Genomic DNA, 16,011 nt, shown 5'->3' with positions numbered 1-16,011 from the left:
TTGGGCTTAGTTAATCTTAGTCAGCAGCTGATAATGTAAAGTTATCGTAATCAATCAAGTCATAATTAATCCACCCCTTTTTAGTATCAGACTCAAAATAAATGGCTCCTGGTTCCATTCCTTGGTAATACCTTTTAAAAGTCAATGAAACGCCTTTCTGTAGTTCTCCAATTTGGTCATTCGGGTCTTTTTTTGAAGCACCTTCTTTTGTTTTATAATACTTAATGTCTTGAAGTGTACTTGACCAAACGTTAAATTCCAGAATCTCAGAGTAAGGTTCTGTCACTTTTCCTGTTACTAAATTGAGAAAATATGACTGTTGTCTAAACATTGTACCTGCAATATCATGCCTTATGGTCATATCTATCTCTAATTCTGAATCTGACTTGCAACGATATCCATTCAACGAACCATATTCATGAAAAAGAATCTGAAATTTATCATTCATTAAACCGAGAACATAAATTTCAGGGTCATCACTCGGTCCATAAATATTTACTTGGATTTCTTTCTCAATTGTATTTTGACAATCCTTATTAAAATCTATCACTTTAATCTGCTCAAGATGGAGTTCCTCTTCATCTGCAATCTCGAATGAAACTTCAGATAACTTTTTTATAGCTTCTGGGGGAATCGATTCGCAATCAAGTGTCCAAAGGTTTTCTCTGCTCAGACAATGAAAGAATCCAGTCCAGAACTTATAATTTTTCTTAGTTTGCCAGTGAAAATTTAATTTATCCCAATCTTGTCCAAGGTAGTATACTGGAAATCCATTTAGATTCACTTTCCATATTACTTTCGAATCTGTGTATTCAAAACTTTCCTCATATTTCTTAATCAGTGCAACATTTATTTTCTCGACTTCATTAATGCTTATATTTTTATCAATTGCTTTATACCAATCCTGATGTTTGAAATAATTATCTAAACACGAATCCGAGAATACGTATCCATGTCTTGCAAATATTTCATTCCGAGCATATCTAAGAAATTCTTGAGATTTTCCAATCAGAACAGTTGAATCAATCAATTGCTTATCAGAATTAGGAATCAAATCAATTGCTTTTAGATTCGCAAATGCAAAAGTGAAAATTATGATTGTTAATGTTCTCATTATGCAGTGTCGTTTTTAATTAAGCCCAACGTATGTATAAACGCAATATTGTATTTATTTCTCTTGTATCGCTTATTGCACAATACATAGCATATGGGGATATATCGTGCAATTATAGTTTGTGAATGTACAAAACAATAATTCCATTACAAAAGTATCATATTATTATTTAAGGAAGAATGGGAGAGTATCTCCAATACTGAACAGATCCTTACGTATCTTTTGTTTTATGGCTTAGGGTATAGTAATCATTCTCGTCGAAGAATATAGCGTTTCTCGTCGAAAAATATTTTAAATCTCGACGAAGAAAGTTAAAGTTCTCGACGAAGAAGTTATTGGCATCAATAGAGGGTGAAGCGATCGGGATGCCTACCAATTCTAAGTTGACTGGCATTGGGAAACATACACCTAACTTCAAGAATAAATTGGTTGCCACTAATCTTTTCGGGCACAATAAATATAAGTTCCGATGGTTTGTTTTTAATCAGGTTATCCACCCTAAATTCCGAACCATCTTCATTAACAAAGAAAATACCTTGATTGGGGTCTTGCTGATCAAATTTTAGTCTTTTGCCACGAATCGAAATAACATGATTGGCTGAGAATCGCTGCTCTGATTCCTTGGTGTGTAAATTTTGAATCGTTAGGAGTAGGGGGACATTATCATTTAAACTTATTTTCTCAAGTTTGATATTTTCCACGCATTGTTTTAGCCTATTGCCTGCCTTAATGTTAATTTGAATGGAATGTTGTTTGCGATCAAAAATCTCTTTTTCACTTTCGAATACTCCTTTAATGGCAGCATGAATTTTATACATCCGAGTGTTTACATTCTTGCCTTCCTCTATTGCCTTACAAACAGCGGCTTCGTACTCTTCTATAACAGCCAATGCCTCGGCTTTACTAACTGTTGATCCTTTGGCAATCATTGCTTCAATAATTTCCTTTTCGGATACTGTTTCGTTATCAGTAATTACAGCTGTGTATTTGTTTTTGCTATTGTTTAAGAGGAATGGTCTTAATCCAAATCGTAGTGTCATTGCCTAAAGTGTTAATGATTTTATCCATTTTGAATGTAAGAATAATTCTATTATGATTTGCTATCTGGTGAAAAATTAAGCTTCAGTATTCGATATATTCAAAAATACCATTAGCCTGGCGATAAAGGATTAAAAAGTATGCTTGTATAAAAAAATCGCCACCAAATAAAGGTTGACGATTTCTTATGCTGAAGTATTTGGCAGATTGTGCCAATTGTCTTTAATTCTCCTTCACCTTTAGTTCGTAGTAGGTGGTTTCAGGATCTATTTCGCGGGTGAACTCGATGTTGGAGTTGTTTAAAAGTACAATTTCTGCAGTGGTATAAATCAGGTTTCCATCCACCAAATGCCCGCCAATGGTGTAGCCAGTGCTATCGGATACCGAAATGTGAATGTGATTGTGTTCGCCTTTGTCAGCAAAAGTTCCGCTTAGCGAAACAATTTCGAAATGTCCTTTCAAATGCAAAAGCTCTTTTTGGTTGGCAGGACGAATGTTTAACTCTTTTAAACTTCCTACACAAGTAGAGATTGATGCGGATTTCAATTGTCTGTCCTTTACAAATTGCGCCATTTCCTGTTTTAAATCCATTCCTGGCTTCAATCGCAGTGCGTAACTTTCTACATGATTCTGCTGACAGGAAAACAAAGCAATAAAAGCTACAAGAATAAGGGAATTGTATAATTTAAACATGCCTGATTATTTTTTGAAAGTTTAGGATACAGAAGGAATTCCAAATTCCGTTGCCATTGGTTTGATGATATCAGTATATGGCAAAAAAAAATCGCCACCGGATGAAGGGTGACGATTTCTTAACCTGGAAGGGTGGAAGCCCCTTTGTTCCAAGAAAGATTTTTAGAGTGAACACGGAGGGAGTCGAACCCCCAACCTCCACAGCCGTAATGTGGTGCACTATCCAGTTATGCTACGCGTCCGTTGGTCTCTTAAAAAAGAGGCTGCAAATATAGCAGTTTAAATTTTATTGATGCAAATGAATTTGCAACTTTTTGTCATTAACATTTCTGCAATGATTTCTTTCAAAAAGAAAGATTTAAAAATCGTTACCGGATGAAGGGTAACGATTTCTTAACCTGGAAGGGTGGAAGCCCCTTTGTTCCAGGAAAGACTTTTAAAGTGAACACGGAGGGAGTCGAACCCCCAACCTCCACAGCCGTAATGTGTGCACTATCCAGTTATGCTACGCGTCCGTTTTCCTTAAAGGCGCTGCAAATATAGGGGTTTTAGCTTGGTTTATGCAAGCCTTTTTTCTCTTTTTTTTGAAACTTTCTTTGGTAAATATTCTAAGCTGTTTGTAAGTAGAAACTTACAAAATAAAATATTTTTTCAATTCTTGGCTTATTCTGTATTTACTTCCATTTTTAACATGCCTTTAACAAGAATTTATGCTAGTTGCTCGGGAATATTTCCTTAAATTTATTTGGAATAAAAACAAATAGTGTATTGAGATTGTATTCCATATGATTTTCTCTCATAAAAATCGATTAGAAATCTCAATTATTAAAAAAAACGGAAAATATGAAACGAACCATTTTAAGAAAAACAGCATTCCTTGTGGTATTGGCTTTTGTTTTTACAATTAGCGCTAGTGCAGATGGCGGAAGCAAGAAATTAAATAGTGAAAAAAGTAAGGTTGAGTGGTTGGGTAAAAAAGTAACTGGTGAGCACTCAGGAATTATAAAAGTATCAGAAGGTAGTTTGGTGTTTAATGGAGACCAGCTCGAAAAGGGGAGTTTTGTGGTAGACATGACATCTATTGAAAATACCGATATTAAAGATGATGGCTATAAAGCGAAGCTCGAAGGGCATTTAAAGTCGGATGACTTCTTTGGGGTAGAGAAATATCCAGAAGCAAAATTCGAAATGCTAGATGCCAAGAATCTGGGAGACGGAAGTTATGAAGTGCATGGCAATATTACCATTAAAGGCATTACCAAGCCAATCAGTTTTAAGGTGCATATGCATCATCATGACAATGACCTGCACGTTAGTGGCAAAATTGTGATTGACCGAAGCCAATTTAATGTGAGGTATGGATCAGGTAGTTTTTTCGATAATTTGGGAGACAAAACCATATATGATGATTTTGAGTTGACCTTAGATCTGTATTTGCAATAAAGGTTTAATAGGAATTAAAAACCGAATTCATCTTGAATTCGGTTTTTTTCTTGATAATATCTCTACGTTAGTCACCTTAAACAATTCCTTAATAAAGGATTGTTTTTTTTGTACTGTAAATAATTGTAATTTAAAGAGGTTAAATTCACTTAAACCCTATTTGTATGAAGCGAAGTATATTTGCTACATTATTATTGATTTTTTGTGTAAGTAGTTTATTTGCGAAGGTTAATCCCCAAAACCTTATTTATACCAATGTTTATTCAACGGTTTTAAAAGAGAATAGAGACTTGCGAATTCTATTGCCAAGTGAATTCAAAGATACTTATTTTAGCTACCCGGTTATTTATTTACTCGATGCTGAGTCTAATTTTGCCACAGGGGTTGAGGTGCTTGGTTTTTTGATGGACAATCATTTTATTCCACCTCATATTGTTGTTGGATTACCCAATACCGATCGCTTTAGAGATATGACACCGGTAGATTCGGTTTTGAATAAAACCATATTCCCATCCAGAGGAGGAGCCGATACTTTTTTAAAAGCCTTGGAAACCGATATCTTTCCATTTGTAGCAAAAGAGTACCGAGGCAGTTCTCGCCGTTTGGTAATGGGGCATAACTATAGCGGATTGTTTGTAATGCATGCCTTTCTGTCACGTCCCGAATTGTTTGATCGTTACATGGCTTTTAGCCCCATTTTATGGTGGAATGATACGGCCATACTTAAGGATATGGACTCATTCTTAACAGAAAATTCAAGCTTACGCAAGTACTTGTTTATGAGTTTTGCCAAAGAAGCTAAAAATATGCTGGAGGCTTGCAAGGAGCTTACAAAATTAATGGAAAAGAAAGCCCCAAAGGATTTAAAGTGGAAATATGAATGGATGCCGGATGAAGATCATTACAGTTTGTACAGAAAAAGCTTAATGAGAGGGATGGAAATTATATTTAAAGATTACAAATATCCTTCGGTTGAAGATTTGGCAAAAGGTGGAGTAGGGAGTGCAAATGGATTTTTACGAGATATCATGCTGAATTATGGTAGAAATGAAAAACTACCATACTCTTTGTTGGAAAGCGTCTGTTTGCAATTGAAACAACAAGAAAAGTACAATGAAGCCATTAAGTTTTTAACCTATACATCGGTTAATTATCCTGAAAGGGCAGAGCCATACTTTTATGCAGGCGAAATCTACGAAGTGACGAATAAACCGAAAGAGGCATTTAAATTTTATGAGGCCGCACATAATAAGGATAAAGGAAGATGGGATTATGAACAAAAGTACCTGGCAATAAAGAAATATTTAGAAGAATTGCGAAATAAGGAACAAAATAAAATTCCACTTTAGTATTTTAAACAATAAAAAATATTTACTCTCGTTGTAGTAGTAAAATCAGATTTAATGAAAGGGATATTTTTTACTGAATTTCTGGAAATGGCCGAAAGAGAGTATGGTTCGCATACAATCGAAAAGATCATTTCATTTTTGGATGCTGGCGATTACGGTGTGTTTAATGTAAATATGGATTATCCTTATACCCAATTTCACAATCTGGTAAAACGCTTGGCAGATGAAGTTCGAATATCTCCTTCCGATTTGACCAAACTTTTTGGCGAGCACCTTTTTAGTCGTTTCATTATATTGTACCGACCACATTTTGCAGGAAATTCAGATATTTTCGAATTCTTAGAGCAGATCGATTATTTTATTCACGTAAAACTCCAATCCGATTTTCCTCACCAGGGCATTACGGGCTTTAAGACTGAAAGAATCAATCAGAACACATTTACGGTAAGTTACCAGTCTACACACGATCTCATCGATCTGGCTATTGGATTGTTTATGGGATGTCAAAAGTTCTTTAATGAAGATTTAACGGTTAACGCCGAAATAAAAACCGAATTCGATAAGGAATGGGTCTATTTTACCTTAAACAAGTCAAAGGTTCTAGTTTGACTCCATATTGTGAAAAGTATAGAAACTGGTTTTTCCAGCTTTTATAATCACCTGTACGTTGTGATTGTTCACAGAACCATCTGGAGAGCTAACCTGTAGGTTTAAGTTATTCTCACCTTCTTTCAATCTTATTCTCTTGTAATGAATGCTGTGAGGTAGCGTTTGCCAATTTCTGGTATCGGCTTTCTCGGTTACAGCATTTAAAATCCCCACAAACATTCCCAAAGTATCATCTTTGCTGCGAGCATAATTTTCTAAAGCTTTTTTAGTTGCCAGTCGCAATAAAGAGTTTGCCATTTCTCTGATCATTCTGTCGCGAAGAGATTTAAAGGCAATGGCATTAATATCTTCAGCTTTTTCTAATGGATAATTGATTGTATCATTCACCAGGATAGAAGCATTAGTAAATATTGGCATTCTTTCTCTATACTTTGGAAAAGCGACTCTAACAAACTCCAAATTATTTAATGAATTTCGTTTGTCGCGGTCCATATCGCCAACATAGAAAGGAAAACTAACATCTTCACCTTCGTTTACCATGGTAAGGTATCCATCGCTACTATTTAACGTGCTAAAATTAATGCTCCATTCATCTTTTACCGGACCTAAACCTGTAAGCCAAATAAAAATAAGATCTCCTTCATCTTTATTGGTTTGAATACAATCAAAGCCAAATTTTTCTTTGTAAAATTCGTATTCCTGATTTAAACCTGTTAAGTAAGCGGTTCTTAATATATCCTCTTTAAGTTGTTGTGGAGCAGGAGTTCCAAAGTTTTTGGTATAATTTTCTTCGTAAATCTTGAAAGCATTTCGGTAAGCAATAAATGCATTGTTAACATCCCCTGAAGAATCATAAATTAAGCCCATTAAAATGTGAGCAAAAGCATCATCACTATAGCGATTTTTATAGTTTCTTGGGTATTTGTCATTTAAAGCATAAAGCTTTTCGTTTACTCTTCGGCATTCAATTAATGCAGATTCGGTATTGCCCAATTCCAAATAGCTTAAAGCTTTATAGAAATTCAGCATTACATTTTCAAAATCTTCAGGAATGTATGGTTTTGTTGCCGGATTGGTTAGCAATGCCAAGGCTTCGTTGGCAATGTTTTTTCTCTGGTCTTCAATAAACAGGTCAGCTTGATTGAAATAGTCCGTAGCCTTTTGATAATCTTGTTGCATCCAGGCAAGTGTACCTTTATTTAAAAGGTATAAAGAACGATTTTTATTTCTTTTGTTTTTAGCATCCTGATCAAGTGTTTTTTCAGCATTGGCAATATCTCCATTAAGGAAATACTGATTGAAAGCCTCATTTTGTGCGTAGTAGGTTGCACATCCTGAAAAGAATAAACTGCTAACAAATAGAATTAAAATAAAAGCTTTGTTTTTAAGAAGCATATTGTTCATTGCCAGAGAAGAGAAGGGAAGACGAATCTTCCCTTATTAAACTTTATCGATTAACGTATTTCTTGATTTTCTTATCACCCATCCAAACCAATTCGTTTGTTTCAAGATTAGTTAATTCAAGATTTAATTGGTAATATCTTACCTTTTCTTTCTTGTAACTATCAATAATAGAGGTGATATCTCCTTGAAGGATAAAGTCCGCTCCTAATTCAAGTCCCCATTTTTTAATGGTTTCCTTAGATGCAAAATCTTGTTGATCTGCTCTTTCCTGTCTCAATTCCTCTCTTTTGGCGCCAGCTTGAACCAATCGTACACGTCCGTCGTTAAGAATTGCCTTTTCAATGTCTTTGATGTAGGTGTCCGCATCAATATGCTCAGAGCTTTTATTCATGATTAAACCAACGGTTACCACTGGCTTTTTATTGAATTCTTTTTCATAATCATTAATCCAACCTTGATTAAGAACCTGATCAATTAAAGCTTCTGCAGCCAGCTTGGAATCGGTATCGTTCCAACGACCACTTAAGTCAATTTGTTGATCTGGAGAAACTCTTGTTACTTGTCTTGAACATGACGCAAAACTTACCAATGCAAGAGCGAAAACAAATAGGCGAAATGAGTGTTTCATATAACTAATCATTTTTTGTTTGTAAAATCAATTTAAGTGTTTCTGTTAAACTTTTTATAGAAAGCAATATTTATGCCATTCTATTAATCTCTTCCCTTAAATTATCTAGTTTTTTGTAAAGCGACTCGCTAACTGGAACCAGAGGAAGTCTTAAGTTGTTCAATATAATTCCTTTTTGATGAAGTAAAGCTTTTACTCCCGCAGGATTTCCTTCTTCAAAAATACTTTTAATGATATCGAAAAAATGATAATGAGTTTGTAAAGCTTCACTTTTTCTTTCCAATGCTTGTGCCACCATTGTGCTAAATTCATTTGGGAAAGCATTCCCAATAACCGAAATAACTCCGGAAGCACCCAATTGAATCATTGGATAGGTAAGCGCATCATCACCCGATATTAGCATGAAATGATCAGGTTTGTCTTTGATGATTTGCATGATCTGTTCCAAATTGCCCGAAGCCTCTTTTACGGCAATAACATTATTTAATTCATTGGCAATACGAATGGTAGTTTCGGCATTAATATTAACTCCTGTTCTTCCCGGAACATTGTAGATGATCAGAGGAACCGGACTTGCAGATGCGATTTCTTTGTAATGTTGGAAAATTCCTTCTTGATTTGGTTTGTTATAGTAAGGTGCAACGGATAAAATTGCATCAATCTTATCAAAAGAATTAAATTTATTGATCTGCTCAACAACTTCTTTAGTACTTGTTACCCCCAAATCCAACCACTAATGGTACTCGATTATTGTTGGTTTCGATTACAGAACTAATAACAGCCAGTTTTTCCTCTTTGGATAAGGTTGCGGCTTCGCCTGTTGTTCCCAATACTACCAAATAGTTTACTCCATTGGTAATTTGAAAATCTACAAGATTGCGTAAAGAATCGAAATCAACATCACCATTGTCCAGAAATGGAGTAATAATGGCGATTCCTGTTCCTTCAAATTTATTAAGTGTCATGTTAGTCTTTTTTTATAAGTGTAAGGTAGTTTAGGCTTTCTGTAATTAAATTATCAATGGATTTATTGTTTCCCTGATTAATCATTAAATCCAAACGACCACTTTGATCAGAAGCAGAACCAACTTTACAAGCGGCTGCAGCCAATTCTGCAATGTATCTAAATGAAATGTGGTTCGAATCCGATAGGATAAATAATAAATCGAACCTCTTGTTCATAAAATTGATCAGTTCTTCAGAAATTGGCTCACCCGACCATTTTACATCCTTGTTGGTATAGAATATGATCTTTTGAGCTACACCAAAATCAGGTAATTCGTTAGCATTTATCCAACCAACAGCTTGAACTTGAAATCCTTTTTTGCTTAAATCATCAAAAAACTTCTTCACTGTTGGATAATTTTTATCATCGAGTGTATCGAATAGTATTCCGATGTTTTTTGCACTTTGCAAATTATGAAATTCCTTTTTTCTTGGACTTTTGCTTAGTTTATTATTAATAATACGATTAGCAAGCTTTTCTTTAATATTTTGGATAAAACTCATTTTCAGAATACTAGTTTAATTTCAGACTTGTCGTCAAGAGGCTTTAGATTACAAACTCATTTGAAATGACAAGTTATGAAAAATTTTTAAGCCTAATTTATGTAGCCTATTTATATTTTTTAGGAGATTGATAACCTCCCTTAAAAACTTTTCCAGGCTTTATCTTTATCTCTTTTGCAAGATCATTCATGTTTTTTGCACTAATGCTTTCACAAGCTTTAATCGCAATTTTAGCACAGGCTAAAGTGTCCTCGAGGGCATCATGATGCTTTAAGGGGATATCAAATAAATGTGCCAGAGTATTAAGTTTATGATTAGGCATGCTTGGCCACAAATACTTACTTATTTGAACCGTACACATGTAATCAAAATCAGGATTAGGAATTCCGTAGGTTTCCAGGCAGGCACGAAGTACGGATACATCAAAACTTGCATTGTGAGCAATTACCATACTATCTTGTAAATAATCCTCCACTTCATCCCAAATGTAATTAAAGCTTGGCTGGTTGGCCACATCATCTTCAGTAATGCCATGTATGCTAACATTAATCGGGTGAAAGTACATTTCAGGTGGTGAAATCAACCATTCCCGACTGTCAACAATTACGCCGTTTTCAACTTTAACCAAACCAAGCGAACAGGCTGAATTTCTTTTGCCATTTGCGGTTTCAAAATCAATTGCGGTAAAATTCATATGCTATACCTGACTTAGGAATTGATCTTTTCTAAAAATTCATCTTCTGAAATCATTGGAATTCCCAGCTTCTCAACCTTAGCCAATTTACTAGGACCTATTTTTTCACCAGCCAGTAAAAAGCTTGTTTTTTTAGAAATGGATCCAACATTTTTACCTCCGTGCAATTCAATGAGTTCTTTCAGTTCATCACGAGAGTGCTTTTCAAAACTACCAGAAATGACAATGGATAAACCTTCCAATTTATTACTAGCTCCTTTGGAATCAGAAACTTCTTTTTCCAACTGAAGCCCATGAATTTTTAGTTTAGTGATTAATTCCTGATGGTATTCATCCGAAAAATATTCAACAATACTTTCTGCAATTTTAATCCCGATTTCATCTACTTCTACCAATTCCTCTACAGTTGATGATGCCAATTGATCAATAGAAGGAATTGCTTTTGCCAGTTTTTTTGCAACAGTTGCACCAACATATCTTATTCCTAATGCATACAATACTCTTTCGTATGGGACTTGCAATGAATCTTGGATACTGTTTAAAATTCTATCAGCCGATTTATCACCCATACGTTCCAAAGGAACAATATCCTCTTTCTTTAAGATGTATAGATCAGAAATATCCTTGATCAAGTTTTCCTTAAACAGCAGATCAATGGTTTCTTCTCCAAGACCATCTATATTCATAGCTCGCCTACTGATAAAGTGTTCGATCCTACCTTTAATTTGAGGAGGACAACTTTTATCATTCGGACAGTAGTGATTTGCCTCTCCTTCTTTGCGAATCAGTTTACTATCACATTCCGGACAATTTTCAATGAATTTTATTTTTTCAGCCCCATTGATTCTGTTTGCTTCATCTACTCCAACAATTTTTGGAATAATTTCTCCACCTTTTTCAACAAAAACGGTATCACCTTCATGTAAATCCAAATTATTAATGATATCGGCATTGTGAAGAGATGCCCGTTTTACTGTAGTTCCCGCCAGGAGTACAGGTTCTAAGTTGGCAACAGGTGTAATTGAACCAGTCCTTCCCACCTGGTAAGTAACTTGATTCAAGCGAGTAGATACTCTTTCAGCTTTGTATTTATAAGATATTGCCCAACGTGGAGATTTTGCTGTAAAACCTAATTCTTCCTGTTGGTCAATCGAGTTTACTTTAATAACAATTCCATCGATAGGAACAGGTAAACTATCACGTTTTTCATCCCATGATTTAATAAAATCGATTACTTCATCGATATTATTGCAAAGAGCCGTATGAGATGGAATTTTAAATCCCCAATTTTTAGCCGTTTGAAGATTGTCGAAGTGCTCTCGTTTTGGATTGTTTACGCCCAATAAATAGTACAGGTAACAATCTAATTTTCTTTTAGCAACAATGGCTGAATTTTGCATTTTAAGTGTTCCCGAAGCTGCATTTCTTGGATTGGCGAATGGTGTTTCTCCGATTTCTTCACGCTCTCTGTTTAGTTCTTCAAATACTGAAAAAGGCATTAAAATTTCGCCTCTGATCTCAAATTCTTCAGGATAGTCGTTTCCACTTAATTGCAATGGTACCGATCGAATCGTTTTTACATTGGCTGTTACATCATCACCTCTAACTCCGTCACCACGGGTAACAGCTTGAACCAATTTTCCGTTTTTGTAGGTTAGCGAAATAGAGGTGCCATCGTATTTCAATTCACAAACATACTTTATTTCACCATCAATCAATTTCTTAATTCTGGTTTCAAAGTCGCGAATTTCATCTTCGGAATAGGTATTGCCTAAAGATAACATTGGGTATTTGTGTTCTACCTGATTGAACTCTATATTGATATCGCTACCAACACGCTGAGTTGGTGAATTTGGATCTTTAAATTCAGGATACTTTTCTTCCAGCTCAATCAACTCTTTCAATAACATATCGAAATCGAAATCCGAGATAGTTGGTTGAGATAAAACGTAATAATTGTGATTGTGTGTATGTAATTGATTGCGAAGTTCGTCAATGCGAAGTTTAGCCTCTTGTTGGTTCATAATCTAATTGTAATCAATTTGTGAATAGATTTGAAGAATAAATCATCTTCATGAAATGTAAAAATAGTAAACCTTAAGCTTAATTTTACATGCTTTTGGTGGAATCTTTAATTGGTTTAATTAATGAATTGAGGTACAGTTGGGAATAAAATCAAATTTTATTACCCAAATAAGATATGCGATGTCGTTTACCGATTCATGCAATCCGTTAACCGATTTGCCTAAAAATTAAAAAGACAATTGTAATAATTTAGTGATACAATAAAATTATTGATGTGAACCTTAATCAAACAATATGGATGAACATAGAAGAAATAGAAGCCTTTTTGTAGGCATTGGATTAATTATAGTTGGAGTAGTTGTTATGCTTGAACGGTTAAATTTCCATTCTGAATTTATTTGGACATGGTTGTATCGTTGGGAGTCTATATTGATTTTAGTTGGCTTACTATCAATTGTTATTAAAAGGAGAATTTTAGGAGGTTTTGCAGCCATTGCAGTGGGAACTTATTTTTTATTGGATGAAATGATTTTTCTACCTGTAAATTGGGAAATTTGGTTTTTACCAATAGCTTTAATTGTAGCAGGAATAGCCTATATATTCCAACCTGTTTCGAAAGAATGTAAGAAATAAAGTATAAATTAATAGTTTTAAAATATAAAGCCATGAAACATCATTATCATCATAAAGATCAAGAATCAAGACAAAATAATAGAATAATTTTTGGTGTTTTTCTCATTCTGTTTGGTTGTCTGTTGGTATTAAAAAATCTGGATATTTTCCCTTACTACATGAAGGATATAATTTTCTCGTGGCCAGCATTGTTATTTGGACTTGGAGCGCTATTTTATGCTGGTAAAAAGGATAAAACTACCGGATTAATTTTAATGGGAGTTGGAGGGGTATTTCTTCTGCCAATAATTTTCGATTGGGGGTTTCATTGGAAGGGTTTATTTTGGCCAATAATTCTTATTGTGGTTGGAATTTTTATCATCAGAAAAAGAAATGAATGCATGCCTGGTGGCAGAGAAATTGATAGTAGTGATTCAGGATATATCGATGAATTAAATGTGTTTGGTGGTGGCGAGAAGATGATCAATACCAAAAATTTTAAAGGAGGTAAAATAACTTGTCTGTTTGGTGGATCAGAAATAAATTTATCGAATGCAGATTTGGCAGAAGGAACAAATGTTATTGATATTTTTGCCATGTTCGGTGGTTGTGTTTTAATCGTTCCTTCGGATTGGGATGTAAAAGTTGAAGTTTCGGCAGTTTTAGGTGGTGTTGCAGATAAAAGAATTCCAACGGCTAATTATGTGGTTGAACCGAAGAAAGAATTGGTGATTAAAGGTTTGGTGGCTTTAGGAGGTTGCGAAATTAAATCATATAAATAGTAAAAATGAGGCATCCTTTATTACGAAATTATTATGGAATACCAATCTATATTTGTACATGGATTTTATTTGTGTTGCTTCTCTTTATAATTGGGTGGTATTTTGATGGAAACGACTTATATTCCTCCTTTGTTAACTCGTTTAGCTTTTCGTTGCCTCTATTTGTTTTAGGGGCATGTGTTTGGTATGTAGTTCGTTATGTTAGTATGGATGAATCCGGAATTTTGGGTTTTATCCTTCATCATTTAACAGCAGGTGTGATTGTAGTTGGGATTTGGATCTCCGTAGCATATCAAATTAGAATAGTTTTTTTTGGTGAAGATCCAGATGGAATTAACTATTTCATACCATTACATTGGCAAGTGTTTTTTGCACTATGTATATACGATTATATAATACTAGTTTATTATTTGATCATTTATTACAGAAACTTTCAGGAAAAAACCATTCAGGAATCGGAACTGAAAAATTTGGTAAAGGAAGCTGAATTAAATGCTCTAAAATCTCAAATTAATCCGCATTTCCTATTTAATAGCTTAAATTCGGTGAGTTCACTTACATTATCTAGCCCTGAACAATCGCGAGAAATGGTTGTTAAATTGTCTACTTTCTTAAGATATTCATTAGGGCAAGATTTAAAGGAGTTAAATAGTTTATCAAACGAATTGAATAACATTCGCTTGTATCTTGATATTGAAAAGGTGAGGTTTGGTGAAAGAGTAGTGTTAAAATTCAATTCTACCTCAGATTGTGATAATTTGAAGATTCCAAATTTAATCTTACAACCTATTTATGAAAATGCAATTAAGTATGGGGTTCATGAAAGTATAGAGCCTGTTACCATACGTACTAATTGTGAAATGATTGATGATGTACTTAAAATTACAATCAGCAATAATTTCGATCCCGAATCAATTCCACCAAAAGGAAATGGCATTGGGTTAAGAAACATACAGGAACGATTAAGTTTAATTTATGGAAGAACTGATTTAATGAAGATTGTTAAATCAGAAAATCAGTTTACAGTAAATTTAGAATTCCCACAAAATATACAAGCATGATAAAAGCAATAATTATAGATGATGAGTCATTGGCCAGAGATTTGGTTGCTAACTATTTGGACTCTGAAAAGGATATTGAAGTTATAGGAGAGTTTGCAAACGGTTTTGAGGGACTAAAGGCGATTAATGACTTAAATCCGGATTTGGTGTTTTTAGATGTACAGATGCCAAAATTAACTGGATTTGAATTACTGGAATTACTGGATAAACCTTGTAATATCGTATTTACTACAGCTTATAACGAATATGCAATAAAAGCTTTTGAACACAATGCTATTGATTACTTGTTAAAACCATTTTCAAAGGATAGATTTCTTGCTGCTTTGGAGAAAGCAAAAGAAAGAATTTCGAATGTTACTGACAATCAAGATCAGATTGAAAAAATAAAATCACACAATGATGATTCGGAAGAATTAATCAATAGAGTGGTAATCAAGTCCAGAAATAAGATTGATGTAATTGCAGTTGATAAAATTAAATATTTCGAAGCTCAAGATGATTATGTAATGATATATACAGATGAAGGACGTTACCTGAAACAAAAAACAATGAAATATTTCGAGTTGCATCTGAATTCTGATGAGTTTTGTAGAATACATCGTTCGTATTTGGTGAAAATCGACCAAATTTCGCAATTGCAACCATATGAGAAAGATAATTGGGTAGTTATTCTTAAATCAGGCGAAAGTTTAAAAGTTAGCCGAAATGGATTCAAACTTCTCAAGAAACAATTGGAGATTTAATTTATATTCGACAATGAAAAAATCGCTATTGCATTAATGTAGTAGCGATTTTTTTTGTCAGAATCTAAAAAGAAAAGTAATAATTAAGTATTGTTTGTTGAATTTAAAATTTTACAAGAATTTAAATGAAGTAACTAAAATAATGGATAAGAGTATTTATTTTTATTATAAATATCCAATATATTTCTGAATAAGTATTTTATTTTCAACATAATTATATATATTTGTGCTGCCCAACTACACTAAACTAATCTATAACTAGAATGAACCTAAGATTTACTTACGCCAAAAGTGCGTTTATTATTAT

17 protein-coding genes and 2 tRNA genes are annotated in these 16,011 nt (G+C 34.0%); 7 read left to right on the top strand and 12 right to left on the bottom strand.

Going from position 1 to position 16,011, the window contains the following annotated elements; translation table 11 throughout:
* Positions 1 to 16: 16 nt before the first annotated feature.
* The 5 genes from JCM15579_RS19315 to JCM15579_RS19295 form a co-directional block, all read right to left on the bottom strand.
* Positions 17 to 1,054, bottom strand: a complete 1,038-nt coding sequence (locus JCM15579_RS19315; RefSeq protein ID WP_172677477.1) for a YARHG domain-containing protein — start codon at positions 1,052 to 1,054, stop codon at positions 17 to 19.
* Positions 1,055 to 1,455: 401 nt separating this feature from the next.
* Positions 1,456 to 2,154: a DNA-binding domain-containing protein gene (locus JCM15579_RS19310; protein ID WP_054722850.1), complete on the bottom strand. Its 699-nt coding sequence runs from the start codon at positions 2,152 to 2,154 to the stop codon at positions 1,456 to 1,458.
* Positions 2,155 to 2,374: 220 nt separating this feature from the next.
* Positions 2,375 to 2,845, bottom strand: a complete 471-nt coding sequence (locus tag JCM15579_RS19305) for a PPC domain-containing DNA-binding protein (protein ID WP_083464779.1) — start codon at positions 2,843 to 2,845, stop codon at positions 2,375 to 2,377.
* A 168-nt stretch (positions 2,846 to 3,013) separates the two neighbouring features.
* Positions 3,014 to 3,087, bottom strand: a tRNA-Arg gene (locus JCM15579_RS19300).
* A gap of 200 nt (positions 3,088 to 3,287) precedes the next feature.
* Positions 3,288 to 3,360: transfer RNA gene (locus JCM15579_RS19295), tRNA-Arg, on the bottom strand.
* 328 nt (positions 3,361 to 3,688) lie between these two features.
* Between JCM15579_RS19295 and JCM15579_RS19290 the strand changes: the two genes are divergently transcribed.
* The 3 genes from JCM15579_RS19290 to JCM15579_RS19280 all read left to right on the top strand — a co-directional run bounded on the left by JCM15579_RS19290 (position 3,689) and on the right by JCM15579_RS19280 (position 6,246).
* Complete coding sequence (locus JCM15579_RS19290) at positions 3,689 to 4,288, top strand: YceI family protein (RefSeq protein WP_054722848.1); 600 nt, start codon at positions 3,689 to 3,691, stop codon at positions 4,286 to 4,288.
* Between the two features lie 164 nt (positions 4,289 to 4,452).
* Positions 4,453 to 5,637 carry an alpha/beta hydrolase-fold protein gene (locus JCM15579_RS19285; protein ID WP_054722846.1) on the top strand — a complete coding sequence of 395 codons (1,185 nt, stop codon included), beginning with the start codon at positions 4,453 to 4,455 and terminating at the stop codon, positions 5,635 to 5,637.
* 54 nt (positions 5,638 to 5,691) lie between these two features.
* A complete protein-coding gene (locus JCM15579_RS19280; protein WP_054722844.1) occupies positions 5,692 to 6,246 on the top strand; it encodes a heme NO-binding domain-containing protein in 555 nt (184 codons plus the stop codon).
* Here the strand turns inward: JCM15579_RS19280 and JCM15579_RS19275 are convergent.
* The 7 genes from JCM15579_RS19275 to ligA form a co-directional block, all read right to left on the bottom strand.
* Positions 6,238 to 7,641, bottom strand: coding sequence for a COG3014 family protein (locus tag JCM15579_RS19275; protein ID WP_157471567.1), 1,404 nt, complete (start codon positions 7,639 to 7,641; stop codon positions 6,238 to 6,240). The genes JCM15579_RS19280 and JCM15579_RS19275 overlap by 9 nt on opposite strands.
* Positions 7,642 to 7,693: 52 nt before the next feature.
* The gene (locus JCM15579_RS19270) at positions 7,694 to 8,278 is read right to left on the bottom strand and encodes a penicillin-binding protein activator LpoB (protein ID WP_054722840.1); all 585 of its coding nucleotides are present in this window, start codon (positions 8,276 to 8,278) and stop codon (positions 7,694 to 7,696) included.
* Between the two features lie 70 nt (positions 8,279 to 8,348).
* The gene (gene dapA / locus JCM15579_RS19265) at positions 8,349 to 9,002 is read right to left on the bottom strand and encodes a 4-hydroxy-tetrahydrodipicolinate synthase (RefSeq protein ID WP_218186255.1); all 654 of its coding nucleotides are present in this window, start codon (positions 9,000 to 9,002) and stop codon (positions 8,349 to 8,351) included.
* Positions 8,983 to 9,243, bottom strand: coding sequence for a dihydrodipicolinate synthase family protein (locus JCM15579_RS21060; protein ID WP_218186254.1), 261 nt, complete (start codon positions 9,241 to 9,243; stop codon positions 8,983 to 8,985). Before JCM15579_RS21060 ends, dapA begins: the two co-directional genes overlap by 20 nt.
* A 1-nt stretch (position 9,244) precedes the next feature.
* The gene (locus JCM15579_RS19260; protein ID WP_054722838.1) at positions 9,245 to 9,787 is read right to left on the bottom strand and encodes a DUF6913 domain-containing protein; all 543 of its coding nucleotides are present in this window, start codon (positions 9,785 to 9,787) and stop codon (positions 9,245 to 9,247) included.
* Between the two features lie 106 nt (positions 9,788 to 9,893).
* The gene (locus tag JCM15579_RS19255; RefSeq protein WP_054722837.1) at positions 9,894 to 10,481 is read right to left on the bottom strand and encodes a 3'-5' exonuclease; all 588 of its coding nucleotides are present in this window, start codon (positions 10,479 to 10,481) and stop codon (positions 9,894 to 9,896) included.
* A 14-nt stretch (positions 10,482 to 10,495) separates the two neighbouring features.
* On the bottom strand, positions 10,496 to 12,505 hold the full coding sequence (gene ligA, locus JCM15579_RS19250) for an NAD-dependent DNA ligase LigA (protein WP_054722835.1): 2,010 nt from the start codon (positions 12,503 to 12,505) through the stop codon (positions 10,496 to 10,498).
* A gap of 295 nt (positions 12,506 to 12,800) precedes the next feature.
* Between ligA and JCM15579_RS19245 the strand changes: the two genes are divergently transcribed.
* Genes JCM15579_RS19245 through JCM15579_RS19230 form a run of 4 tightly spaced genes read left to right on the top strand, consistent with a single transcriptional unit; the run spans position 12,801 to position 15,704 of the window.
* Entirely contained in the window at positions 12,801 to 13,139 is a 339-nt protein-coding gene (locus JCM15579_RS19245; protein ID WP_054722833.1) for a LiaF transmembrane domain-containing protein, read from the top strand.
* A 32-nt stretch (positions 13,140 to 13,171) separates the two neighbouring features.
* Positions 13,172 to 13,900, top strand: a complete 729-nt coding sequence (locus JCM15579_RS19240) for a LiaF transmembrane domain-containing protein (RefSeq protein ID WP_054722831.1) — start codon at positions 13,172 to 13,174, stop codon at positions 13,898 to 13,900.
* A 5-nt stretch (positions 13,901 to 13,905) separates the two neighbouring features.
* On the top strand, positions 13,906 to 14,961 hold the full coding sequence (locus JCM15579_RS19235; RefSeq protein ID WP_054722829.1) for a sensor histidine kinase: 1,056 nt from the start codon (positions 13,906 to 13,908) through the stop codon (positions 14,959 to 14,961).
* The gene (locus tag JCM15579_RS19230) at positions 14,958 to 15,704 is read left to right on the top strand and encodes a LytR/AlgR family response regulator transcription factor (RefSeq protein WP_054722827.1); all 747 of its coding nucleotides are present in this window, start codon (positions 14,958 to 14,960) and stop codon (positions 15,702 to 15,704) included. The genes JCM15579_RS19235 and JCM15579_RS19230 overlap by 4 nt, the downstream gene beginning before the upstream one ends.
* Positions 15,705 to 16,011: the final 307 nt, after the last annotated feature.

Origin of the sequence: Marinifilum fragile JCM 15579 (genome assembly GCF_001310955.1) — a bacterium.
Taxonomy (GTDB): domain Bacteria; phylum Bacteroidota; class Bacteroidia; order Bacteroidales; family Marinifilaceae; genus Marinifilum; species Marinifilum fragile.
The sequence above is the reverse complement of the archived record's forward strand: the minus strand, read 5'-3'. Positions and strand labels throughout refer to the sequence as shown.